A 23,943-nucleotide genomic window follows, 5' to 3' on the forward strand; every position below is an offset into this window, starting at 1 on the left:
TTGAGGTTAAATTTCCCTATGTACCAGGTTGTTGCGTCTGACTTAGATGGCACGCTGCTTTCTCCCGATCACACCTTGTCGCCCTACGCGAAAGAAACCCTGAAACTCCTGACAGCCCGCGGCGTGAACTTCGTGTTTGCGACGGGCCGCCACCACGTGGACGTGGGGCAGATCCGCGATAATCTGGATATCAAAGCCTATATGATCACCTCCAACGGTGCGCGCGTTCACGACACCGATGGCAACCTGATCTTCACCCATAACCTCGATCGCGATATCGCCGCCGATCTCTTCGGCGTGGTGAACAACAACCCGGACATCTTGACCAACGTGTATCGCGACGACGAGTGGTTTATGAACCGCCATCGCCCGGACGAAATGCGCTTCTTCAAGGAAGCGGTCTTCAACTACAGCCTGTACGAGCCGGGCCTGCTGGAGCCAGAAGGGATCAGCAAAGTGTTCTTCACCTGCGAAAGCCACGAACAGCTGCTGCCGCTGGAGCAGGCGATCAACGCGCGCTGGGGCGACCGGGTTAACGTCAGCTTCTCCACGCTGACCTGTCTCGAAGTAATGGCGGGCGGCGTGTCCAAAGGTCACGCGCTGGAAGCGGTCGCGCAGCGTATGGGCTTTGAGCTGAAAGACTGCATCGCCTTTGGCGACGGCATGAACGACGCCGAGATGCTCTCCATGGCGGGCAAAGGCTGCATCATGGAAAACGCGCACCAGCGCCTGAAAGATTTACACCCGGAGCTGGAAGTGATCGGCACCAACGCGGACAACGCAGTGCCAAAATACCTGCGCAAGCTGTTCCTTGAATAATCTTCATTCGGTTATTTATTGTTCAGTTGTCAACTAAAGAGTTCGCTACAATGCCTGTCCTTCTTTCTGAGAGACAAGCATTGTGGCGCTACTCATTATCACCACCATCCTGTGGGCCTTCTCGTTTAGCCTGATTGGCGAATACCTTGCCGGTTCGGTCGACAGCTATTTCTCCGTGCTGATGCGCGTGGGGCTGGCGGCGCTGGTGTTCCTGCCGTTCCTGCGTACCCGTGGGCAGACGCTGAAAACCCTCCTGCTGTATATGCTGGTGGGCGCGATGCAGCTTGGCATCATGTATCTGTTCAGCTTCCGGGCCTACGTCTACCTGTCGGTCTCTGAATTCCTGCTCTTTACCGTGCTCACGCCGCTCTACATCACCCTGATTTACGACCTGCTGAGCAAGCGCCGCCTGCGCTGGGGATACCTGCTGAGCGCCGCGCTGGCGGTGATTGGGGCGGCGATTATTCGCTACGACAAAGTGAGCGATCACTTCTGGACCGGACTGATGTTCGTCCAGCTCGCCAACATCAGCTTCGCCATCGGCATGGTGGGCTATAAACGCCTGATGGAAACCCGCCCGATGCCGCAGCACAACGCGTTCGCCTGGTTCTACATGGGCGCGGCGATTGTGGCGGTGGCGGCCTGGTTTATGCTCGGCAACCCGCAAAAGCTGCCGACTACCACCGTGCAGTGGGGCATTCTGGTCTGGCTGGGCGTGGTGGCGTCAGGGCTGGGATACTTCATGTGGAACTACGGCGCTACGCAGGTAGACGCCGGTACGCTGGGGATCATGAACAACGTTCACGTGCCTGCGGGGCTGCTGGTGAACCTTGCCATCTGGCAGCAACAGCCGCACTGGCCGAGCTTCATTATTGGGGGGACGGTGATCCTGGTTTCACTGTGGGTGCATCGCCGCTGGGTCGCTCCGCGCTCCGCACAAACGGCAGATGGTCGCACGCGTGGTTCCGCGCTGAGCGAATAAACGCTTCGGTAATCGGCTGACGCTGCTCGCCATCGCGAACGGCGGCGTACAGCCGGCTCCACAGTCCTTCACCCAGGGTTTTGGTCACCACCAGACCCTGGCGTTCAAAACTCTCCACCACCCAGTGCGGCAGCGCCGCGATCCCCATCCGGGCCGCCACCATCTGAATCAACAGCAGGGTGTTATCCACGCTTTTCAGCTGCGGGCTAACGCCTGCCGGTTGCAGGAAGTGACGCCAGATATCCAGGCGGCTGCGCTGCACCGGATAGATCAGCAGCGTTTCTGTCGCCAGGTCTTCCGGAGTAATGCGCGTTTTGGTTGCCAGCGGATGATCCGGCGCCAGCACCAGGCGCACTTCGTAATCAAACATCGGCGAATAGTGCAGGCCGCTGCGCGGCAGAATGTCCGAGGTCATCACCAGATCCAGCTCGCCCTGCTGCAGCGACGGCTGCGGGTCGAAGGTCACGCCGGATGTAAAGTCCATCTCCACCTGCGGCCACTTCTGGCGGAAGTTCTCAAGCGCCGGGGTCAGCCACTGAATACAGCTGTGGCACTCAATGGCGATGCGCAGTTTGGTCTGCTGCGGCTCGTTGCACGACTGCAGCGCGCTGGCAATTTGCGGCAGCACCTGATTCGCCAGCTGGAGCAAAATCTCGCCCTGCGGCGTAAAGCGCAGCGGCTGGCTCTTGCGCACGAACAGACGGAAGCCAAGGCGTTGTTCCAGATCGCTGAACTGGTGAGAAAGGGCGGACTGGGTCTGGTGCAGGGCTGTCGCCGCCGCCGCAAGAGAGCCGCAGTTCCGCAACGCTTGTAGCGTTTTCAGGTGTTTAATTTCGATCATGAAAGTCCTTCACTTCGCCATGAACATTTTGCGCTTGAGGAATATACAGTAACTGCCAATTATGGATGTGTAAACATCTGGACGGCTAAAATCCTTCGTCTTTTAAATTTACGGCGCGTTGGCTGCGTTTCTCACCCCGGTCACTGACTCCAGTAAGCGCCCGGAGATGAGCAAACTTGCCGCCTTCCCTGAATTCAAAATCCAAAGGATTTACAATTAACGAGAGGAAGAAAACATGACTATTCGCAGCCACACCCTCGGTTTCCCTCGCGTCGGGCTTCGTCGCGAGCTGAAAAAAGCACAAGAGAGCTACTGGGCGGGTAACGCCACGCGTGAAGAGCTGCTGGCGGTGGGCCGCGAACTGCGCGCCCGCCACTGGGATCAGCAAAAGCAGGCGGGTATTGACCTGCTGCCGGTGGGCGATTTCGCCTGGTACGACCATGTTCTGACCACCAGCCTGCTGCTCGGCAACGTGCCGGCTCGTCATCAGAACAAAGATGGGTCAGTTGATATCGACACCCTGTTCCGTCTGGGACGCGGCCGCGCGCCAACCGGGGAGCCCGCGGCGGCGGCGGAAATGACCAAGTGGTTTAACACCAACTATCACTACATGGTGCCGGAGTTCGTCAAAGGCCAGCATTTCAAGCTGACCTGGACCCAGCTGCTCGACGAAGTGGACGAAGCGCTGGCGCTTGGGCATCAGGTGAAACCCGTTCTGCTGGGGCCGGTCACCTACCTGTGGCTCGGTAAAGTGAAGGGCGAGGCGTTCGACCGCCTGAGCCTGCTGAAGGATATTCTGCCGGTCTACAAACAGGTGCTGAGCGAGCTGGGCAAGCGCGGCATTCAGTGGGTGCAAATCGACGAGCCTGCGCTGGTGCTGGAGCTGCCGCAGGCATGGCTCGACGCCTTCAAGCCGGCCTACGACGCCCTTACCGGCCAGGTGAAGCTGCTGCTGACCACCTACTTCGAAGGCGTCACGCCGAACCTCGATGCTATTACCGCGCTGCCGGTTCAGGGCCTGCACGTTGACCTGGTTCACGGTAAAGACGACGTTGCCGAACTGCACAAGCGACTGCCCGCCGACTGGCTGCTCTCCGCCGGGCTGGTCAACGGCCGTAACGTCTGGCGCGCCGATCTCAGCGAGAAATACGCGCAGATCAAAGACATCGTCGGCAAACGCGAGCTGTGGGTGGCCTCTTCCTGCTCCCTGCTGCACAGCCCCATCGATCTGAGCGTCGAAACCCGCCTCGATGCGGAAGTAAAAAGCTGGTTTGCCTTCGCCCTGCAAAAATGTGAAGAGCTGGCGCTGCTGCGCGATGCCCTGAACAGCGGCGATACCGCCGCGATTAACGCATGGAGCGCACCGATTCAGGCGCGTCGCCACTCGGCTCGCGTGCACAACCCGGCGGTGCAAAAACGCCTGGCGGCAATCACCGCTCAGGACAGCCAGCGGCAGAACCCTTACGCGGTTCGTGCCGAAGCCCAGCGCGCCCGCTTCAGCCTGCCCGCATGGCCGACGACGACAATCGGCTCCTTCCCGCAGACCACCGAAATTCGCGGCCTGCGTCTGGACTTCAAAAAGGGCAATCTGGATGCGGCAAACTACCGCACGGGCATCGCCGAGCATATCAGGCAGGCGATTGTCGAGCAGGAGCGTTTAGGCCTGGACGTGCTGGTTCACGGTGAAGCCGAGCGTAACGACATGGTGGAGTACTTCGGTGAACACCTGGACGGCTTCGTCTTTACCCAGAACGGCTGGGTGCAGAGCTACGGCTCCCGCTGCGTGAAGCCGCCGGTGGTGATCGGCGACGTTAGCCGCCCGGAAGCCATCACCGTGGAGTGGGCGAAGTACGCCCAGTCGCTGACCGACAAGCCGGTGAAGGGCATGTTGACCGGCCCGGTGACCATCCTCTGCTGGTCGTTCCCGCGTGAAGACGTAAGCCGCGAAACCATCGCGAAGCAGATTGCGCTGGCCCTGCGTGACGAGGTGGCGGATCTGGAAGCCGCAGGCATTGGCATTATCCAGATTGACGAACCGGCCCTGCGCGAAGGCCTGCCGCTGCGCCGCAGCGACTGGGATGCCTATTTAACGTGGGGCGTGGAAGCGTTCCGCATCAACGCCGCGGTGGCAAAGGACGACACGCAGATCCACACCCACATGTGCTACTGCGAATTTAACGACATCATGGATTCGATTGCCGCGCTGGACGCCGACGTGATCACCATCGAGACCTCGCGTTCCGACATGGAGCTGCTGGAGTCCTTCGAGGAGTTCGACTACCCGAACGAAATCGGGCCGGGCGTGTACGACATTCACTCCCCGAACGTGCCGAGCGTGGAGTGGATCGAAGCCCTGCTGCAAAAAGCCGCGCAGCGCATTCCGGCCGAGCGCCTGTGGGTGAACCCGGACTGCGGCCTCAAAACCCGCGGCTGGCCGGAGACCCGCGCGGCGCTGGCGAACATGGTGCAGGCGGCGCAGAACTTACGTCAGGGTTAACCCCGGCCTACGCCTGCCCGTCCATCAGCCGGCTAATGTGAATGCTTAACCACGTCAGCTCATCCTTCGGCAGGGTGAGCTGATGTTTTTCCTGCACGTAGTCGCGGATCGTCCACGCCACGGTCATCGCGTCCGGGCGATGGCGCATCAGCTCCTGATAAAAATCCTCGGTTTCGCTCAGCACTATTTTCCCCGCCAGCACCCGCTCGGCGAAATAGCGCAGATGGGTAATAAAGCGCATGTAGTTCACCGACTGCGTATCAACGGTCTTGCCCAGCTTGTAGCGCACAATCTCGGCGATACGGTTTACCAGCGCCACCTGCTGGTGGGCGTTACCGTCGTCGTCCGGGCTGCTGGCGTTAATCAGATGAAAGGCGATATTCACCGCCTCGTCTTCCGGCAGCGCCACCGCAAACCGCTCGTTCACCGCCGCGCGCGCCAGCAACCCCACGCCGTACTCCTGGGGATAGTAGCGCTTCACTTCCCAGCTCAGCTTATTGAGGATGACCTGCCCGCTGCGGCAGCGCTCCACGGCAAAGTGCAGATGCTCCGCAAGGGTGAATAGGAGAACAGAATTGAGCTTATCCCCGCAGTGGCTGCGCGCGAGGGTAAGAATGTCGTGGCTGATGTCAAAAAAGGCCGCAGGAATGGTGTCCGTCAGGGATAAAAAATGGCGGGACTTGAGATCGCTCAGCGGCAGAAACACTTTCTCCACCTGCGCCATATCGATGCTGGTGCCCGGCTTCGCGCCAAAGCCGATCCCCTTGCCGAACAGGATCATCTCCCGCTGGTCGTGGTCGACCAGCAGCATACTGTTGTTAAGCGATTTCTTTATCGTTATCACGGTTATTCCTGCGCCACGGCGGGCTAGCTCATGTCAGCGCCATTGCTGGCAATCACTTTTTTGTACCACCAGAAGGAGTCTTTTCTCAGGCGCTTGCGCGTGCCGTTGCCCTCGTCGTCCTGGTCGACATAGATAAACCCGTAGCGTTTGGACATCTGCGACGTGCCCGCGCTGATAATGTCGATGCATCCCCAGGTGGTGAATCCCATCACATCTACGCCTTCATTGATAGCTGCCAACGTTTGTTCGAAGTGGGCGCGGAAATAGTCGATGCGATAGCCGTCGTGGATCTCGCCGTTTTCCACCACGTCCTTCGCCCCAAGCCCGTTTTCAACGATAAACAGCGGCTTCTGGTAGCGGTCGTACAGCTCAAGCAGGGAGATCTTCAGGCCAACCGGGTCAATCTGCCAGCCCCATTCCGAAGCGGGCAGGTAGGGGTTTTTCACGCCCAGAACCGTATTGCCCGGGATGCGCTCCGCGTCCGGCTGCGTGGATTCGGTCATCGACATATAGTAGCTAAAAGAGACAAAATCGACGGTATATTGCTTTAAAATGTGGCGATCGTCGGCCTGCATCTCGATCTGGATATCGCGACGCGCCAGATCGCGCAGGATCAGCGGCGGATACTCGCCAAAGACCTGAACGTCCGCATAGAAGTAGTTCTCCAGATTCTTTTTCAGCGTCGCCTCAACGTCCTCCGGGCGGCAGCTGTGCGGGTAGGTGGTGAGCTTGGTCAGCATACAGCCCACCTGGCTGCCGGGGATTTTGGCGTGGCAGTCGCGCGTCACCAGCGCAGAGGCAACAAACTGGTGGTGCAGCCCCTGATAGATATCCTGCTGCGCCTTGCCCGGGGCGCTTTTCTCTTCCCGGATGCCCGCCGTGGTAAACGGGTGGCGGTGAATGCTGTCGATCTCATTGAAGGTTAGCCAGTAGCGCACCAGGTCTTTATAGCGATCGAAGCAGACGTTGCTGAAGCGCACGAAGGCGTCCACCACGTTGCGGTGCACCCAGCCGTTGTATTTTTCGCTCAGCGCCAGCGGCATCTCGTAGTGCGAGAGCGTCACCAGCGGCTCGATGTTGTGGCGGCGCAGCTCGCGAAACATCTCTTCGTAAAACTGCAGGCCCGCCTCGTTTGGCGCGGCATCTTCCCCGGTCGGGAAAATGCGCGACCACGCGATCGACACGCGCAGCACCCTGAAGCCCATCTCGGCGAACAGGGCGATGTCCTCTTTGTAGTGATGATAAAAATCGATGCCGCGGCGTTTCGGGTAGAGCGCGTCGTTTTTGCCTTCAAACGCGTCGCGGATGTTCTCGTCCGTCAGCGCCATATGGCCGCTGTAATCCTTCACGGACAGGTTCGGTTTCCAGGTGATGGCATCGGCTACGGACGGGCCTTTGCCGTCAACATTCCATGCGCCTTCGGCCTGATTAGCGGCTATCGCACCGCCCCATAAAAAACCTTGCGGAAACGGGAGGGATTTTTCCATTACACGGACTCCTTAAGGGTCATGATGATATGAGGATTTTTGTTTTTATCGTCGGTATTACCTGGTGTCAGCGAGAATCGCTCGCCGTTAGTGACGACCATCATCACCACCGGATCCAGCCCGGCGGCGGTAATGGCGTCGAGGGAGAATTCAATCAGCGTATCGCCGCTCTTCACGTGCTGGCCTTCTTTCACCCGGGGTGAGAAGCCCTCGCCCTGGAGCCGGATGGTGTCGATTCCGATATGGAAAATCAGCTCAACGCCCGCGTCGGTAAGCAGGCTCAGCGCGTGCCCGCTGTCGAACACGTTCACCACCGTGCCGTCCGCCGGGGCGCGCAGAATGCCCTGAGAAGGCACAATCGCAATGCCGTCGCCCATAATCTTGCGCGAGAAGACGTCGTCATTGACGTTCTCCAGGGGAATAATTTGCCCTTCAACCGGACGGGTGAACGTGAGTTCGTCGGCGTTTTCCGTCGCCCGGTCGCGCCAAAGGACAAAGGCGCTGATAAAGGCCACGGCGAACGACAGCCCCGCCCCGGCAAAGGCCCAGACGATGTTCATCGGATCATCCGGTGAGACAAACATTGAGATGCTGGCGAGCCCCGGCCCGACGAGCGCGAAGGCCTGGATTGCCATCCAGCCGATAAACGCGCCGCCCACGACGCTGCCGAGGATCACGCTGTAGAGCGCTTTTTTATTGAGTAAGGTGACGCCGTACAGCGCGGGCTCGGTAATGCCGAACAGCGCGGAAATCCCGGCGGAGAAGGCGGTGGACTTCAGCACCTTGTCTTTGCTTTTGAGCGCAATCGCCAGGCACGCGCCGGACTCGGCGATGTTGTGCGCCAGCGAGGCGGGAAGGTAGAGCATCTCGCGCCCGAACTGGCTCATCGAGGCCACCGCGTAGGGCAGCATCGGCTTGTGCATGCCCGCGGCCACCATAAAGGGCAGGGCGGCGGCGAGCAGCCCGGTCGCCACAAAGCCCAGCTTGCCGTAGAGCCATAAAATTACCGTTGCCAGCCCGGCGCCCAGCTCATAGCCGAGCGGCCCGAGGATCAGCAGCGTGACGGGTACGGTCACCAGCAGCGAGAGCATCGGCGAAAGGAAGATGCGCAGCGCGCCGGGGGAGTAGCGGTTAAACAGCTTTTCGGTTTGCGCGTAAAACAGCACGCACAGGATCGCGGGAAACACCTGCGAGGCGTAGGCCACGTTGCGCAGGTCAAACGACATAAACGCCGCGCCATCCGCGAGCTGTTTGGTCATGGCGGGCAGCACCATCACCGACACCGCAGAGACCGCGACCAGCACGTTGACCTTCAGCTTCATGGCGGTGGTGATCGCCACCAGGATCGGCAGGAAGTAGAGCGGCGCGGAGCCGATGTTATCCAGCACCTTGTAGGTGGAACTGTCGCGGCTCAGCCAGCCCAGTACGTCCAGTAGCAGCAGCAGGGATTTCAGCACCCCGCCGCCGGCAATAGCGGGCACCAGCGGCTGGAAAACGCTGATCACGAAGTCGACAGCCTGCGCGCCGCGGCTGACTTTGGCGCGCGCAGGCTGCCCGCCGCTCTGCGGGGAGCCAACCAGCGAGCGCACCGCGTCATACACCTGTACCACCTCGTGACCAATAATCACCTGGCACTGCACGTTCACGCGTACCCCCAGCACGCCGTCGATAGCGCCGAGCGCGGCTTCGTTGACCTTGCCGTTGTCGTACAGGCTCAGGCGCAAGCGCGTCGAGCAGTGTTCAATGTGTTCGATATTCTCAGCGCCACCGACCTGGGCGATGATATCCAGCGCAGTCTGCAAGTGGTTCATGTTCTGGCCCCTGTCTCCAGAGCAAAAAAAAAGACCTGAAGCCCCACTCCACTCGAAAGAGGAGAGGGGCTTCAGGTCTTGCCTACGGATCGTAGTTACACGCCTGTGGGTTTTATATCGTCCAGATTGTGATTAAAAGTCAAACAGTCACGGCGCCCGGCGCGTCGAAATGTGAGCCGCTTAACTCTTTTTACCGCCGTACTGCCGGAACCACTCCAGCATCCGCTGCCAGCCGTCCGCCGCCGATTCCTGGTGATAGCTCGGGCGATAGTCGGCATTAAAGGCATGTCCCGCATCGGGATAGACAATAATTTCCGCTTTGGCGTTGGCCGCGCGCAGAGCGTGGCGCATGGATTCCACGGTATCAAGCGGAATACTGGTATCCTGGGCGCCGTACAGGCCCAGCACCGGGGCGTTGAGATCGACGGCGATATCCAGCGGCTGCTTCGGTGAGTTCAGCGTTTTTTCGCCCACCAGCTTGCCGTACCACGCCACGGCAGCCTTGAGCTGCGGGTTATGGGCGGCATAGAGCCAGCTAATGCGGCCGCCCCAGCAGAAGCCCGTGACCATCAGACGATGCGGGTCGCCGCCGTTGCGGGCAGCCCAGCTTGCAACATGGTCCAGATCCGCCAGCACCTGTGCGTCCGGCACTTTGGTCACCAGGTTGGCGAACAGCGTCGGAATATCGCTGTAGTCGTTCGGATCGCCCTGACGGAAATAGAGCTCCGGCGCGATAGCCAGATAGCCCTCCAGCGCCAGACGGCGGCAAACGTCACGAATGTGCTCATGTACGCCGAAAATTTCCTGTATCACAATCACGACGGGCAGCGGGCCCTCGGCGGACTTCGGGCGAGCGTGGTAAGCCGGCATATTATCCCCCTGCGAGGGAATAGACGTCTCACCCGCGCTGATGGCCTCTTCCGGGGTAGACACAATGGTTGAAGCATGGGGGGCAGCAGCAGGTGCAAAACCGATTTTGTCAGTCATGGCATTCTCCGTACCAATGATGAGTTAGCGCAAAGGTAAATATAGTCACTCTGTTAACAACTCACATTGCCTGATACGGTCTATCTTTTGTGCAACAGACCGCGATATAAGATTGTTAATGTGATGTTAGTCACTAATTTATGGAAATTAACTGCAACCATTTTCATTCATGGTGAGATTCATCACGAAAATTCACGCTTTGCTTCTGTAAAGTACCTTTTTACTTCTCCTGACTAAACCGACCCACAGAGGAGTCACCTATGTCTAAGTCTGATGTTTTTCATCTCGGCCTCACTAAAAACGATTTACAAGGGGCTACGCTCGCTATCGTCCCTGGCGATCCAGAGCGTGTGGAAAAGATCGCCGCGCTGATGGATAAGCCGGTTAAGCTGGCATCCCATCGTGAATTCACCACCTGGCGCGCAGAGCTGGACGGCAAAGCGGTTATCGTCTGCTCGACTGGTATCGGCGGCCCGTCTACCTCTATCGCCGTTGAAGAGCTGGCGCAGCTGGGTATTCGCACTTTCCTGCGTATCGGCACCACCGGCGCCATTCAGCCGCACATCAATGTGGGTGACGTGCTGGTGACGACCGCATCCGTGCGTCTTGACGGCGCGAGCCTGCACTTCGCCCCAATGGAATTCCCGGCGGTCGCTGATTTCGAATGCACCACCGCGCTGGTTGAAGCCGCGAAATCCGTTGGCGCAACCACGCACGTTGGCGTCACCGCCTCTTCCGATACCTTCTACCCGGGCCAGGAGCGTTACGACACCTTCTCCGGTCGCGTGGTGAGCCGCTTCAAAGGCTCCATGGAAGAGTGGCAGTCTATGGGCGTGATGAACTACGAGATGGAATCTGCAACGCTGCTGACCATGTGCGCAAGCCAGGGTCTGCGTGCCGGTATGGTGGCGGGCGTGATCGTCAACCGTACCCAGCAGGAGATCCCGAACGCAGAAACCATGAAGCAGACCGAAAGCCATGCGGTGAAAATCGTGGTCGAAGCGGCTCGCCGCCTGATCTAGTTCCCGCTTCTGAGATAAAAGGCCGACACGTTCGGCCTTTTTTTTTGCGTAGCGCACGCTAATAGAAGGGTGAAAGACACTCAACTTATTTATTCAACTTAGATCGCTTCCTCCTCGATTTAAAGTAAGAAACTATTTTAATAACTGATTTTATAAAAGAAATGAGTTCATTCAGGGTTCTTATGTATTCTAAAAACATATTTTTTATCAATAGTGATTTCTTTTTCAATCATCATGTTCGCGAAAGTGAACCGCTCTGCGTTAATGGTTTCTCACAAGACAAATATTTTTTTGCCAGATAGTTTTTTAAGAGTTCAACACTTAATTGTAGGTTTCATGGCGCTTAAATCTGCAAACCAGAGATAAAGGGATCCACACAACATAATGTTCGCACGTAAAAATCCCCTCGCCCCTTTGGGGAGAGGGTTAGGGTGAGGGGAACATACGGCTCTGGTGGTTGTTCCGTTCACCTTACGTTCTCTGCTTCTCTATTATCACAACACTTGTGAACGTGTCAGGGCGGCTCAGTCGCCGCCGCCCTGACAACCCGGGCTCCCGGCGAGAAAATCGCCGCTTCGCGGTGCCCTCAGCGTTTGCTCCAGGCTTATCGGGGACGGGCGGATGAAACGTCCCTGTAAAGCCGCCCTCGACGCGCATCCATGCGCGTCGCCCCGGCCTTCCGTAAACGCTTCGGCGATTTTCAGCCAGAACAGGGTGTCGCTGTAACTTATTTATTTCAATGCCAAATCTTTATCGCTCCATGAGATGAAAATCAGGGGGGGATCTTTCAGCACCAGACAGGTCGTCCCTTTTAGTGTCAAGATCAACTCGTTTAAGCTCGTTTTTAGGGCATAGAGAAACGTAACGGAAGAAACTCGGTGAAACTCGCCAATAAACTACCTATTCGAGGTAATTAGCCTATAAAGCCCAATGGCTAAGTCTAAGAATCTCAAAATGGCGATAATTCTATGAAAATACTCAGAAAACATGATTTAATCCTTAAGGTTGTTCTTTAAATCGCGCATCATGTTCTCGAAAGTGAACCGCTCAGGGTTATAAGTTTTAAAAAAAATCTTTTTACGAGCTTCGATAAAATGAAATATAAGCAGCACCTATTAATTGGCTGGGTTATATAATTCGTATCGATTCATCTCCCCGTAAAAGCACATTGCCCTTTGTAAAATTGAGTTATTTAAGAAGTCTGAAAAATAACCTCAACCAAAGAGGTGCGCCCCATATATAGAAATTATTGAGTCGCTCCTGCGAATACTGATAATTCCCTTTTGATTCCTGATCCGACCTTTATGCTAAAGAGGTTTTTTTGCGTAGCGCCTCGCAGGAAAACCCTTTCAAACTGGACGTTTATACAGCACAATTCTATTTTGTGCGGGTAAAACGTTGATGCAGGGGGCAATGTGGATATCTCAATCCTGATGTATGCGGTGATGGCGCTGGTGGGCGTGGTAATTGGCTGGCTGTTTTCCAGCTATCAGCACGCGCAGCAAAAAGCCGATCAGCTGGCAGAACGCGAGGAGATGGTCGCGGAGCTCAGCGCGGCAAAACAGCAGCTTGCCCAAAGCGCACACTGGCGCGACGAGTGCGAGCTGCTCAACAACGAACTGCGCAATCTGCGCGATATCAACACCTCGCTGGAGGCCGATCTCCGCGAAGTCACCACCCGCCTTGAATCCACCCAGCTGCACGCCGAAGATAAAATCCGCCAGATGATCAACAGCGAGCAGCGCCTGAGCGAGCAGTTTGAAAACCTCGCCAACCGCATTTTCGAACACAGCAACCGCCGCGTTGACGAACAAAACCGCCAGAGCCTGAACGGACTGCTCACCCCGCTGCGCGAACAGCTGGACGGCTTTCGCCGTCAGGTGCAGGAAAGCTTTGGTCAGGAAGCCCGGGAGCGACACACGCTGGCGCACGAAATTCGCAATCTGCAGCAGCTAAACGCGCAGATGGCGCAGGAGGCGGTCAACCTGACGCGGGCGTTAAAAGGCGACAACAAAGCGCAGGGCAACTGGGGCGAAGTGGTGCTGACCCGCGTGCTGGAGGCCTCCGGCCTGCGCGAAGGGTACGAATACGAAACGCAGGTGAGCATCGAAAACGATGCCCGCTCGCGGATGCAGCCGGACGTGATTGTGCGCCTGCCGCAGGGCAAGGACGTGGTGATCGACGCCAAAATGACGCTGGTCGCTTACGAGCGTTACTTCAATGCCGAAGACGATTACACCCGCGAGTCGGCGCTCCAGGAACATATCGCCTCGGTGCGTAACCACATTCGTCTGCTGGGCCGCAAAGACTATCAGCAGCTGCCGGGGCTGCGCTCGCTGGACTACGTGCTGATGTTTATCCCGGTTGAACCGGCCTTTCTCCTTGCGCTCGACAGACAGCCCGAACTGATAACCGAAGCGCTGAAAAATAACATTATGCTGGTCAGCCCGACCACGCTGCTGGTGGCCCTGCGAACCATTGCAAACCTCTGGCGCTACGAGCATCAGAGCCGCAACGCCCAGCAGATAGCCGACCGCGCCAGCAAGCTGTACGACAAAATGCGCCTGTTTGTGGACGACATGTCTTCGGTCGGGCAAAGCCTCGATCGGGCGCAGGAAAACTACCGTCAGGCGATGAAAAAGCTCTCGTCCGGGCGCGGCAACCTGCTCGCCCAGGCAGAAGCGTTTCGCAGCCTCGGGGTGGAGGTAAAACGCGAGATTAATCCGGAACTGGTGGAACAGGCCACGGCGCAGGATGAGGAATACCGGCTGCGCGAAGGCGCGGATGAGCAAAATAGACGCAATGAAGACAACGATTTAGCGTCGGAATTATCACCAGCCGAACAGCCGGATCGTTTCTTTCACGGTGGTTGAACCATAGGGCAAACGCGCCCAATCTGTTACACTTCACGAACATTTGACTGATAAGCAGGCTCTGAGATGGCTGACGATTCACAAGACACAACGCACTTTGGCTTTCAGACTGTCGCCAAAGCGCAGAAAGCTGACATGGTGGCCCACGTATTTCATTCCGTGGCGGCGAAGTACGATGTGATGAATGACCTGATGTCATTCGGCATTCATCGCTTGTGGAAACGCTTCACTATTGACTGTAGCGGCGTGCGTCGCGGGCAAACGGTGCTCGACTTAGCCGGTGGCACGGGCGACTTAACGGCGAAGTTCTCCCGTCTGGTTGGGGAAACCGGTCGCGTGGTGCTGGCAGATATCAACGACTCCATGCTGAAAATGGGACGCGAGAAGCTGCGTAACATCGGCGTTGTGGGTAACGTGGAATATGTGCAGGCGAACGCCGAAGCGCTGCCGTTCCCGGACAACACCTTTGACTGCATCACCATTTCGTTTGGCCTGCGCAACGTCACCGATAAAGACAAAGCGCTGCGCTCCATGTACCGCGTGCTGAAGCCAGGCGGACGCCTGCTGGTTCTCGAATTCTCCAAACCGATTATCGAGCCGCTGAGCAAAGCCTACGATGCATACTCATTCCACGTTCTGCCGCGCATCGGTGAGCTGGTGGCAAACGACGCCGAAAGCTATCGCTATCTGGCGGAATCCATCCGTATGCACCCGGATCAGGACACCCTGAAAGCGATGATGCAGGATGCAGGACTTGAGAACGTTGAGTACTTCAACCTGACGGCCGGTGTCGTCGCGCTGCATCGCGGTTACAAGTTCTGAGTGGAGGTATTCCATGCCCTTTAAACCTTTAGTGACCGCTGGCATCGAGAATGTACTGAATGCCTTTCTGTATCGCGCGCCCGCGTTGAAAACCGCGCGTCAGCGTCTGAACGGAAAGGTGCTGCGCATTGTGCTGAAAGAGTTCTCGACGCCGCTGGTACTGGTCTTCGGCGAACGCCAGCTTGACGTGCTGGGCGAGTGGGAAGGCGAAGCCGACTGCTCGGTCATCACCCACATGAGCGTACTGCCGAAACTGCGCGATCGCCAGCAGTTGACCGCGCTTATCCGCAGCGGTGAGCTGGAGGTTGAAGGTGATATCCAGGTCGTCCAGAACTTCGTCGCGCTCAGCGATCTGGCGGAGTTTGACCCGGCTGAACTGCTTGCGCCGTACATTGGCGATATCGCCGCCGAAGGGCTAAGCAAAGTCTTCCACGGCGGTACGGCGTTTCTGCGCAAAACCGTTCAGCGTCAGCAGCGCTACGCCGCAGAGGTAATAACCGAAGAGTGGCGTATGGCCCCCGGCGCGCTTGAAGTGGCGTGGTTTGCGGAAGAGACCGCTGCTGTTGAACGTGCGGTTGACGCACTCACCAAACGGCTGGAAAAACTGGAGGGCAAATGACGCCTGGTGAAATTCGGCGCCTCTACTTTATCGTCCACACCTTTTTGAGTTACGGGCTCGACGAGCTTATCCCCAAAATGCGTATCACTCTGCCGCTTCGTATCTGGCGGCGGATGTTGTTCTGGATGCCCAATCGCCACAAAGAGCAGCCTCTTGGCGAACGTCTTCGTCTGGCATTGCAGGAGCTTGGCCCGGTGTGGATCAAGTTCGGGCAGATGCTCTCCACCCGCCGCGATCTCTTCCCGCCGCAAATTGCCGATCAGCTGGCGCTGCTGCAGGATCGCGTTGCCCCCTTTGACGGCGCGCGTGCAAAAAAGCAGATTGAAGCCGCAATGGGCAACATTCCCGTCGAAACCTGGTTTGACGATTTTGAAATTAAGCCGTTGGCGTCCGCGTCTATCGCACAGGTTCATACCGCGCGCCTGAAAGAGAACGGCAAAGAGGTGGTCATCAAGGTGATCCGCCCGGATATTCTGCCGGTCATCAAAGCCGACATGAAGCTTATCTACCGCCTGGCGCGCTGGGTTCCTCGCCTGCTGCCGGACGGCCGTCGCCTGCGCCCGCTGGAAGTGGTGCGCGAGTACGAAAAAACGCTGATTGACGAGCTAAACCTGCTGCGTGAATCGGCCAACGCCATTCAGCTGCGCCGCAACTTTGAAGACAGCCCGATGCTCTACGTGCCGGAAGTCTATTCCGACTATTGCAGCGAAAACATGATGGTCATGGAGCGCATCTACGGCATTCCGGTATCGGATGTGGTGGCGCTGGAAAAACAGGGCACCAACATGAAGCTGCTGGCCGAGCGTGGTGTGCAGGTCTTCTTTACCCAGGTCTTCCGCGACAGCTTCTTCCATGCGGACATGCACCCCGGCAACATCTTCGTCAGCCATGAGCACCCGGAGAACCCGAAATACATCGGTATCGACTGCGGTATCGTCGGCTCGCTGAACAAAGAAGATAAACGCTACCTCGCGGAAAACTTTATCGCGTTCTTTAACCGCGACTACCGCAAGGTGGCCGAGCTCCACGTCGATTCTGGCTGGGTTCCTGCGGATACCAACGTCGAAGAGTTCGAATTTGCGATCCGCACCGTCTGCGAGCCGATTTTCGAAAAGCCGCTCTCCGAGATCTCTTTCGGCCACGTGCTGCTGAACCTGTTTAACACCGCGCGCCGCTTCAATATGGAAGTGCAGCCGCAGTTAGTTTTACTTCAGAAAACATTACTTTACGTTGAGGGCGTAGGCCGTCAGCTCTATCCTCAGTTAGACTTGTGGAAAACAGCGAAACCTTTCCTCGAATCCTGGATTAAGGATCAGGTCGGCATTCCGGCGCTGGTGCGCTCTCTGAAAGAGAAAGCGCCGTTCTGGATCGAAAAAATGCCGGAAATCCCTGAGCTGGTTTACGACAGTTTGCGTCAGAGCAAGAACCTTCAGCACAGCATGGATAAAATCGCCCGCGAACTTCAATCCAGTCGCGTTCGTCAGGGGCAGTCCCGATATCTGTTTGGGATTGGCGCCACGCTGCTGCTGAGCGGGACGCTTTTGCTGATCAATCGCCCGGACTGGCAGATGATGCCCGCCTGGCTGATGGCCGCGGGAGTTGTGGTTTGGCTCGCTGGCTGGAGAAAAACGCGCTGAATTTGCGTCGCTATCGCCGGGTCGCATACGTATAATGCGACCTGATTAATTAATCATCTATCACTGAGGAACATGTATGGGTGGTATCAGTATCTGGCAATTATTAATCATTGCCGTCATCGTCGTGCTGCTGTTCGGCACCAAAAAGCTCGGCTCCATCGGTTCCGATCTCGGCGCGTCTATCAAAGGCTTCAAGAAAGCGATGAGCGATGATGACGCTAAGCAGGAAAAATCCAGCCAGGACGCTGATTTCACTGCTAAATCCATTGCCGACAAGCAAGAAGAAGCCAAAAAGGAAGACGCTAAACGCCACGATAAAGAGCAGGTGTAAGTCGTGTTCGATATTGGTTTTGGTGAGCTGCTGCTGGTCTTTGTTATTGGCCTGATTGTGCTGGGTCCCCAGCGTTTGCCGGTTGCGGTGAAAACCGTTGCGGGCTGGGTGCGCGCGCTGCGTTCGCTTGCGACCACGGTACAAAACGAGCTGGCGCAGGAGCTTAAGCTGCAGGAGTTTCAGGACAGCCTGAAAAAGGTTGAGAAGGCGAGCATGGAAAACCTGACGCCGGAGCTGAAAGCCTCCATGGATGAACTGCGCGAAGCGGCAGAGTCCATGAAGCGTTCTTACAGCATTAACGATCCTGAGAAAGCGAGCGATGAAGCGAATACCATCCATAACCCGGTGGTAAAAGACAGCGAAGCGCAGCGCGAAGGCGTAACGCCTGCCAGCGCAGAGCATCAGGCTACCGCACCGGAACAGACGCCGCAGGAGCCTGAAGTGAAAAAACAGGCGCAACCGGAAGAACCCGTTGTGAAAGCGGCTGAACCTAAGCCCGCCGCGCCCGTTTCCGAATCATCCCCCTCGTCGAGTGATAAAGCGTAAACATGGCAGTAGATGATACTCAACCGCTCATTGCGCACCTCATTGAGCTGCGTAAGCGCCTGTTAAACTGCATTATTGCAGTTTTCCTCATTTTCTTATGCCTGGTCTATTTCGCTAATGACATCTACCAGGTGGTGTCCGCGCCGCTGATTAAGCAAATGCCGCTGGGCGCAACGATGATCGCAACGGACGTTGCCTCACCGTTCTTCACCCCTATCAAGCTGACCTTCTGGGTATCGCTGATTGCCTCCGCGCCAGTGATCCTGTACCAGGTCTGGGCATTCGTTGCGCCAGCGCTGTACAAGCATGAACGCAAGCTGGTGATCCCGCTGCTGGTCTCCAGCTCGCTGCTATTCTACATCGGCATGGCGTTCGCCTATTTCGTCGTCTTCCCGCTGGCCTTTGGCTTCCTGACGCATACCGCGCCGGAAGGGGTGCAGGTGTCGACCGACATCGCCAGCTATCTCAGCTTCGTCATGGCGCTGTTTATGGCGTTTGGCGTGGCCTTTGAAGTGCCGGTCGCGATTGTGCTGCTGTGCTGGGTGGGCGTGACCACGCCGGACGATCTGCGCAAGAAGCGTCCGTACATCCTGGTCGGGGCATTCGTGGTCGGCATGCTGCTGACGCCGCCGGACGTCTTCTCTCAAACGCTGCTGGCAATACCGATGTACTGCCTGTTTGAAGTCGGCGTGTTCTTCTCGCGCTTCTATGTCGGGAAACGACGCCCGCAGGAAGACGAAGACGACGCGTCTGAGAAGACCACTGAAGAATAAAACCAGCCGCCCGTCAGGGCGGTTTTTACATGGGAAACCGCATGTTTGATATCGGCCTTAACCTCACCAGCACCCAGTTTGCCAAAGACCAGGACGATGTCGTGGCTCGCGCCTTCTCTGCGGGCGTCAAAGGCCTGCTGCTGACGGGAACCAACCTTCACGAAAGCCAGCAGGCGCAGCAGCTTGCCCGACGCTATGAACGCTGCTGGTCCACGGCGGGCGTGCATCCCCATGACGGCAGCAGCTGGAACGAGCAGAGCGCCGACGCGCTTCGCGCGCTGGCAAATACGCCGGAAGTGGTCGCGATTGGCGAGTGCGGGCTGGACTTCAACCGCAACTTCTCCACCCCTGCCGAGCAGGAGCACGCCTTCAGCGCACAGCTTGCGCTCGCCGCCGAGCTGGAAATGCCGGTGTTTATGCACTGCCGCGATGCCCACGAGCGTTTTCTGGCCCTGCTGGAACCCTGGCTGGACAAGCTGCCGGGCGCGGTGCTGCACTGCTTTACCGGCTCCCGTCAGGAAGCGCAGGCATGTCTGGAACGCGGGCTGTATCTGGGCATCACCGGCTGGGTTTGCGACGAACGCCGCGGGCTGGAGCTTCGCGAGCTGCTGCCGATTATCCCTGCCGATCGTCTGATGATTGAAACGGATGCGCCCTATCTGCTGCCGCGCGACATGAAGCCCAAACCCGCTTCACGACGTAACGAACCGGCGTATCTGGTGCATATTCTTGAAAGCGTAGCGCGCTGGCGCGGCGAAGATCCGCAGTGGCTGGCGGCGCAAACCGATGACAACGTGCGCCGCGTGTTTGGCGTGCAGTTTTAAAGCTTGCGGAAGTCGGTATTTTTGACGCTTTGCAGCACCTGCTTGTTCAGCAGATTAAGCAGCAGCATGGAGCGGGCTTCCCCGTCTGGCTCGGAGAAAATAGCCTGTAGCCCTTCGAATGCGCCTTCGGTGATCACCACCTCGTCGCCGGAGTAGGGGGTTTCCGGGTCGGTGATGTCCTCGGGCTGTTGATACACCGAAAGCTGGTGGATCACCGTAGAGGGCACGGTTGCCGGGTGTGAACCAAAGCGCACGAAATGGCTGACGCCGCGGGTCGCGCTGATGGTGGTGGTGTGGATCACTTCCGGGTCGAATTCGACGAACAGGTAGTTGGGGAACAGGGGTTCGCTGACCGTCGTGCGCTTACCACGCTGCATTTTTTCAAGCGCGAGCACGGGCATCAGACAGTTCACAGACTGACGTTCAAGATGTTCTTGCGCGCGCTGAAGTTGCCCGCGTTTGCAATACAGTAAATACCAGGCCTGCATAATCACTCTTTCCCATAGTTCGGGGCGCAAGCATATCAAAACCCTGGCGGGATCGCTAAGGTGATTATAATGGCCAAAAGTGGAGTAAGACGCGGAAGTTCACGCTAATTTAACAAAATTACAGCATCACGCAGTCTTACGCCGTATAATGAAGCGCTTACAGAGAGGCCATGACTAACTGCATGAAATACCACGATCTACGCGACTTCCTGGCGCTGCTGGAAAAGCAGGGCGAACTCAAACGCATTACGCTTCCTGTTGATCCATATCTGGAAATGACAGAAATCGCCGACCGCACCCTGCGTGCCGGTGGCCCCGCGCTGTTATTCGAAAACCCTAAAGGCTATTCCATGCCGGTGCTGTGCAATCTGTTTGGCACACCTCGCCGCGTGGCGCTGGGGATGGGGCAAGAGGACGTCACTGCGCTGCGTGAAGTGGGAAAACTGCTGGCCTTTCTGAAAGAGCCGGAGCCGCCGAAAGGCTTCCGCGATCTGTTCGACAAACTGCCGCAGTTTAAGCAGGTGCTGAACATGCCAACCAAACGCCTGCGCGGTGCGCCGTGCCAGCAGAAGGTGCTGGAAGGCGATGCCGTCGATCTGACGAAAATCCCGATTATGCAGTGCTGGCCGGAAGATGCCGCACCGCTCATCACCTGGGGGCTGACCGTGACCCGCGGCCCGCACAAAGAGCGTCAGAATCTTGGGATCTACCGTCAGCAGCTGATTGGCAAAAACAAGCTCATTATGCGCTGGCTGTCGCATCGCGGTGGCGCGCTTGATTTCCAGGAGTGGTGTGCGCAACACCCGGGCGAACGCTTCCCGGTGTCCGTGGCGCTGGGCGCCGACCCGGCCACCATTCTTGGCGCGGTCACGCCGGTTCCCGACACGCTGTCGGAATACGCCTTTGCAGGCCTGCTGCGCGGCACGAAAACCGAAGTGGTGAAGTGCATCTCCAACGACCTGGAAGTGCCGGCCAGTGCGGAGATCGTTCTGGAAGGCTACATCGAGCAGGGCGAACTGGCGCCGGAAGGGCCATACGGCGACCACACGGGCTATTACAACGAAGTGGATAACTTCCCGGTGTTTACCGTTACGCACATCACCCAGCGTGAAGATGCGATTTATCACTCGACCTACACCGGTCGTCCACCGGATGAACCTGCGGTACTGGGCGTGGCGCTGAACGAAGTGTTCGTGCCTATCCTGCAAAAGCAGTTCCCGGAAATTGTTGATTTCTACCTGCCGCCGGAAGGATGTTCCTATCGCCTGGCGGTGGTAACCATGAAGAAGCAGTATGCGGGGCACGCAAAACGCGTAATGATGGGCGTATGGTCTTTCCTGCGCCAGTTTATGTATACCAAGTTTGTTATCGTCTGCGATGATGACGTCAACGCCCGCGACTGGAACGACGTTATCTGGGCCATTACCACGCGTATGGACCCGGCTCGCGATACGGTGTTAGTGGAAAACACGCCGATAGATTATCTGGATTTTGCCTCGCCGGTTTCCGGGCTTGGCTCAAAAATGGGACTGGATGCCACAAACAAATGGCCTGGCGAAACCGACCGTGAATGGGGTCGCCCGATCAAAAAAGATCCTGACGTGACCGCGCGTATTGACGCGATCTGGGACGAGCTGGCCATAATGAATAACGGTAACGCTGAGAACGACCGTTAAGCCCAATAGACTTCCCGACAGAGAGAGCGAATGACAACCTTAAGCTGTAAAGTGACCTCGGTAGATGCCATCACCGACACCGTATATCGCGTCCGTTTAGTGCCTGAAGCGGCATTCTCTTTCCGCGCGGGTCAATACCTGATGGTCGTGATGGATGAGCGTGACAAGCGTCCTTTCTCTATGGCCTCTACGCCTGCCGAGCAAGAATTTATCGAGCTTCATATCGGCGCGTCTGAGCTTAACCTGTACGCGATGGCGGTGATGGATCGCATTCTGAAAGAGCGTGAAATCGTTGTTGATATCCCGCACGGTGAAGCCTGGCTGCGTGAAGACGACGAACGCCCGCTGATCCTGATTGCGGGCGGAACCGGCTTCTCCTACGTGCGTTCCATTCTGTTAACGGCGCTTGCCCGTAACCCGAACCGCGATATCACCATCTACTGGGGCGGCCGCGAAGAGAAGCATCTTTACGACCTGTCCGAGCTGGAAGCGCTGAGCGTGAACCACCCGAACCTGCGCGTCGAGCCGGTTGTCGAGCAGCCGGAAGAGGGCTGGCGCGGGCGTAGCGGTACGGTGCTGACGGCGGTGCTGCAGGATCACGGCACGCTGGCAAACCACGATATCTATATCGCGGGTCGTTTTGAGATGGCGAAGATTGCGCGCGACCTGTTCTGCAATGAACGAAATGCGCGTGAAGACCGCCTCTTCGGCGATGCGTTTGCGTTTATCTAAGTCAACGAAATAAAAAACCCGCCCCTGACAGGCGGGAAAAACGGCAACTAAACTGTCTCTCTTCGTGATTACGGCGAGATACCTTTCGTAGGCCGGGAAAGCGCAGCGCCTCCCGGCAACAGCCCGATGTCGCGAGGCTTATCGGGCCTACGATACTTTTCCTGATTTACACTCTCTCGAACACCGTCGCGATCCCCTGACCCAGCCCGATACACATCGTCGCCAGACCAAACTGGGCGTCTTTGCGCTCCATCAGGTTAATCAGCGTGGTGCTGATACGCGCTCCGGAACAGCCCAGCGGGTGACCGAGGGCGATCGCGCCGCCGTTGAGGTTGATCTTCTCGTCGATCTGCTCCATCAGTCCCAGATCTTTAATGCACGGCAGGATCTGCGCGGCGAAGGCTTCGTTCATTTCGAACAGGTCGATATCGCTGGCGGTCAGTCCGGCTTTCTTCAGCGCCAGCTTCGACGCCGGAACCGGGCCGTAGCCCATGATGGACGGATCGCAGCCGACCACCGCCATCGACCGGATGCGGGCGCGCGGCGTCAGGCCGAGCTCGCGGGCGCGGCTTTCGCTCATGACCAGCATCGCCGCCGCGCCATCGGAAAGCGCAGAAGAGGTGCCTGCGGTCACGGTGCCCGTGACCGGATCGAACGCCGGGCGCAGCGTGGAAAGCGCTTCAACCGTGGTTTCCGGGCGGATCACTTCGTCGTAGCTAAACTGCTTCAGCACGCCATCGGCATCGTGACCGCCGGTTGGGATAATTTCATTCTTAAACGCGCCAGACTGCGTGGCGGCCCAGGCGCGGGCGTGAGAGCGCGCGGCAAAGGCATCCTGCATTTCACGGCTGATGCCGTGCAGGCGGGAGAGCATCTCAGCGGTCAGCCCCATCATGCCGGCGGCTTTCGCCACGTTACGGCTCATGCCCGGGTGGAAATCAACGCCGTGGCTCATCGGCACATGGCCCATGTGCTCCACGCCGCCAACCATGCAGGCCTGCGCATCGCCGGTCATGATCATGCGGGCGGCGTCGTGCAGCGCCTGCATGGAGGAGCCGCACAGGCGGTTTACGGTCACCGCCGGAACGGAATGCGGGATCTCCGCCAGCAGCGATGCGTTGCGGGCGATGTTAAAGCCCTGCTCCAGGGTCTGCTGCACGCAGCCCCAGTAGATATCGTCGAGCGCCGCTGGGTCCAGCGCCGGGTTACGCGCCAGCAGGCTGCGCATCAGGTGCGCGGAGAGATCTTCCGCGCGAACGTTACGGAATGCGCCGCCCTTTGAACGGCCCATCGGGGTGCGAATCGCATCAACAATGACAACCTTTTCCATTG

21 protein-coding genes are annotated in these 23,943 nt (G+C 57.7%); 14 read left to right on the top strand and 7 right to left on the bottom strand.

Annotation, left to right across the window (positions count from 1 at the left end; all coding sequences use genetic code 11):
- Window positions 1-18 precede the first annotated feature (18 nt).
- A complete protein-coding gene (gene yigL, locus AB6V08_RS19700) occupies window positions 19-819 on the top strand; it encodes a sugar/pyridoxal phosphate phosphatase YigL (protein WP_368544497.1) in 801 nt (266 codons plus the stop codon).
- 82 nt (window positions 820-901) lie between these two features.
- Window positions 902-1,801 carry a carboxylate/amino acid/amine transporter gene (locus AB6V08_RS19705; protein ID WP_368544498.1) on the top strand — a complete coding sequence of 300 codons (900 nt, stop codon included), beginning with the start codon at window positions 902-904 and terminating at the stop codon, window positions 1,799-1,801.
- Here AB6V08_RS19705 and metR read toward each other — a convergent pair.
- Complete coding sequence (metR, locus tag AB6V08_RS19710; RefSeq protein ID WP_368544499.1) at window positions 1,689-2,642, bottom strand: HTH-type transcriptional regulator MetR; 954 nt, start codon at window positions 2,640-2,642, stop codon at window positions 1,689-1,691. The two genes, AB6V08_RS19705 and metR, sit on opposite strands and share 113 nt — an antisense overlap.
- 235 nt (window positions 2,643-2,877) lie before the next feature.
- Here metR and metE point away from each other — a divergent pair, with 235 nt between their 5' ends.
- Window positions 2,878-5,139 carry a 5-methyltetrahydropteroyltriglutamate--homocysteine S-methyltransferase gene (gene metE / locus AB6V08_RS19715; RefSeq protein ID WP_368544500.1) on the top strand — a complete coding sequence of 754 codons (2,262 nt, stop codon included), beginning with the start codon at window positions 2,878-2,880 and terminating at the stop codon, window positions 5,137-5,139.
- Between the two features lie 7 nt (window positions 5,140-5,146).
- On the opposite strand, the gene AB6V08_RS19720 is transcribed toward metE, so the two are convergent.
- From AB6V08_RS19720 to AB6V08_RS19735, 4 genes are all read right to left on the bottom strand, one after another.
- Window positions 5,147-5,983 (bottom strand): PRD domain-containing protein, encoded by an 837-nt coding sequence (locus tag AB6V08_RS19720; protein ID WP_368544501.1) that lies wholly within the window; start codon window positions 5,981-5,983, stop codon window positions 5,147-5,149.
- Between the two features lie 23 nt (window positions 5,984-6,006).
- Window positions 6,007-7,470, bottom strand: coding sequence for a glycoside hydrolase family 1 protein (locus tag AB6V08_RS19725; protein WP_368544502.1), 1,464 nt, complete (start codon window positions 7,468-7,470; stop codon window positions 6,007-6,009).
- Window positions 7,470-9,281: a beta-glucoside-specific PTS transporter subunit IIABC gene (locus AB6V08_RS19730; protein WP_368544503.1), complete on the bottom strand. Its 1,812-nt coding sequence runs from the start codon at window positions 9,279-9,281 to the stop codon at window positions 7,470-7,472. Before AB6V08_RS19730 ends, AB6V08_RS19725 begins: the two co-directional genes overlap by 1 nt.
- A 180-nt stretch (window positions 9,282-9,461) precedes the next feature.
- Window positions 9,462-10,268 (bottom strand): dienelactone hydrolase family protein, encoded by an 807-nt coding sequence (locus AB6V08_RS19735; RefSeq protein ID WP_368544504.1) that lies wholly within the window; start codon window positions 10,266-10,268, stop codon window positions 9,462-9,464.
- Between the two features lie 260 nt (window positions 10,269-10,528).
- Here AB6V08_RS19735 and udp point away from each other — a divergent pair, with 260 nt between their 5' ends.
- The 9 genes from udp to tatD all read left to right on the top strand — a co-directional run bounded on the left by udp (window position 10,529) and on the right by tatD (window position 19,715).
- Window positions 10,529-11,290, top strand: a complete 762-nt coding sequence (udp, locus tag AB6V08_RS19740; RefSeq protein ID WP_368544505.1) for a uridine phosphorylase — start codon at window positions 10,529-10,531, stop codon at window positions 11,288-11,290.
- Between the two features lie 1,415 nt (window positions 11,291-12,705).
- Window positions 12,706-14,163, top strand: coding sequence for a DNA recombination protein RmuC (gene rmuC / locus AB6V08_RS19745; protein WP_368544506.1), 1,458 nt, complete (start codon window positions 12,706-12,708; stop codon window positions 14,161-14,163).
- Window positions 14,164-14,229: 66 nt separating this feature from the next.
- Window positions 14,230-14,985 (top strand): bifunctional demethylmenaquinone methyltransferase/2-methoxy-6-polyprenyl-1,4-benzoquinol methylase UbiE, encoded by a 756-nt coding sequence (gene ubiE / locus AB6V08_RS19750; protein ID WP_368544507.1) that lies wholly within the window; start codon window positions 14,230-14,232, stop codon window positions 14,983-14,985.
- 13 nt (window positions 14,986-14,998) lie between these two features.
- Window positions 14,999-15,604, top strand: a complete 606-nt coding sequence (gene ubiJ / locus AB6V08_RS19755; protein WP_368544508.1) for a ubiquinone biosynthesis protein UbiJ — start codon at window positions 14,999-15,001, stop codon at window positions 15,602-15,604.
- A complete protein-coding gene (gene ubiB / locus AB6V08_RS19760; RefSeq protein ID WP_368544509.1) occupies window positions 15,601-17,241 on the top strand; it encodes a ubiquinone biosynthesis regulatory protein kinase UbiB in 1,641 nt (546 codons plus the stop codon). The genes ubiJ and ubiB overlap by 4 nt, the downstream gene beginning before the upstream one ends.
- A gap of 76 nt (window positions 17,242-17,317) precedes the next feature.
- The gene (tatA, locus tag AB6V08_RS19765; RefSeq protein ID WP_368544510.1) at window positions 17,318-17,572 is read left to right on the top strand and encodes a Sec-independent protein translocase subunit TatA; all 255 of its coding nucleotides are present in this window, start codon (window positions 17,318-17,320) and stop codon (window positions 17,570-17,572) included.
- Window positions 17,573-17,575: 3 nt separating this feature from the next.
- Complete coding sequence (gene tatB / locus AB6V08_RS19770) at window positions 17,576-18,118, top strand: Sec-independent protein translocase protein TatB (RefSeq protein ID WP_368544511.1); 543 nt, start codon at window positions 17,576-17,578, stop codon at window positions 18,116-18,118.
- A gap of 2 nt (window positions 18,119-18,120) precedes the next feature.
- Window positions 18,121-18,891, top strand: a complete 771-nt coding sequence (gene tatC / locus AB6V08_RS19775; RefSeq protein ID WP_368544512.1) for a Sec-independent protein translocase subunit TatC — start codon at window positions 18,121-18,123, stop codon at window positions 18,889-18,891.
- Between the two features lie 41 nt (window positions 18,892-18,932).
- On the top strand, window positions 18,933-19,715 hold the full coding sequence (gene tatD / locus AB6V08_RS19780; protein WP_368544513.1) for a 3'-5' ssDNA/RNA exonuclease TatD: 783 nt from the start codon (window positions 18,933-18,935) through the stop codon (window positions 19,713-19,715).
- On the opposite strand, the gene rfaH is transcribed toward tatD, so the two are convergent.
- Window positions 19,712-20,203 (bottom strand): transcription/translation regulatory transformer protein RfaH, encoded by a 492-nt coding sequence (gene rfaH / locus AB6V08_RS19785; protein WP_368544514.1) that lies wholly within the window; start codon window positions 20,201-20,203, stop codon window positions 19,712-19,714. The genes tatD and rfaH overlap by 4 nt on opposite strands.
- 170 nt (window positions 20,204-20,373) lie before the next feature.
- On the opposite strand from rfaH, the gene ubiD reads away from it, so the two are divergent.
- Together ubiD and fre are read left to right on the top strand one after the other, a co-directional pair.
- The gene (gene ubiD / locus AB6V08_RS19790; RefSeq protein ID WP_368544515.1) at window positions 20,374-21,879 is read left to right on the top strand and encodes a 4-hydroxy-3-polyprenylbenzoate decarboxylase; all 1,506 of its coding nucleotides are present in this window, start codon (window positions 20,374-20,376) and stop codon (window positions 21,877-21,879) included.
- 30 nt (window positions 21,880-21,909) lie between these two features.
- A complete protein-coding gene (gene fre / locus AB6V08_RS19795) occupies window positions 21,910-22,611 on the top strand; it encodes an NAD(P)H-flavin reductase (protein WP_368544516.1) in 702 nt (233 codons plus the stop codon).
- A gap of 166 nt (window positions 22,612-22,777) precedes the next feature.
- Here fre and fadA read toward each other — a convergent pair whose 3' ends face one another.
- Complete coding sequence (gene fadA / locus AB6V08_RS19800) at window positions 22,778-23,941, bottom strand: acetyl-CoA C-acyltransferase FadA (protein WP_368544517.1); 1,164 nt, start codon at window positions 23,939-23,941, stop codon at window positions 22,778-22,780.
- Between the last annotated feature and the right edge of the window lie 2 nt (window positions 23,942-23,943).

Origin of the sequence: Enterobacter soli (genome assembly GCF_964208575.1) — a bacterium.
In the GTDB taxonomy this organism is placed as follows: Bacteria; Pseudomonadota; Gammaproteobacteria; order Enterobacterales; family Enterobacteriaceae; genus Enterobacter; species Enterobacter soli_A.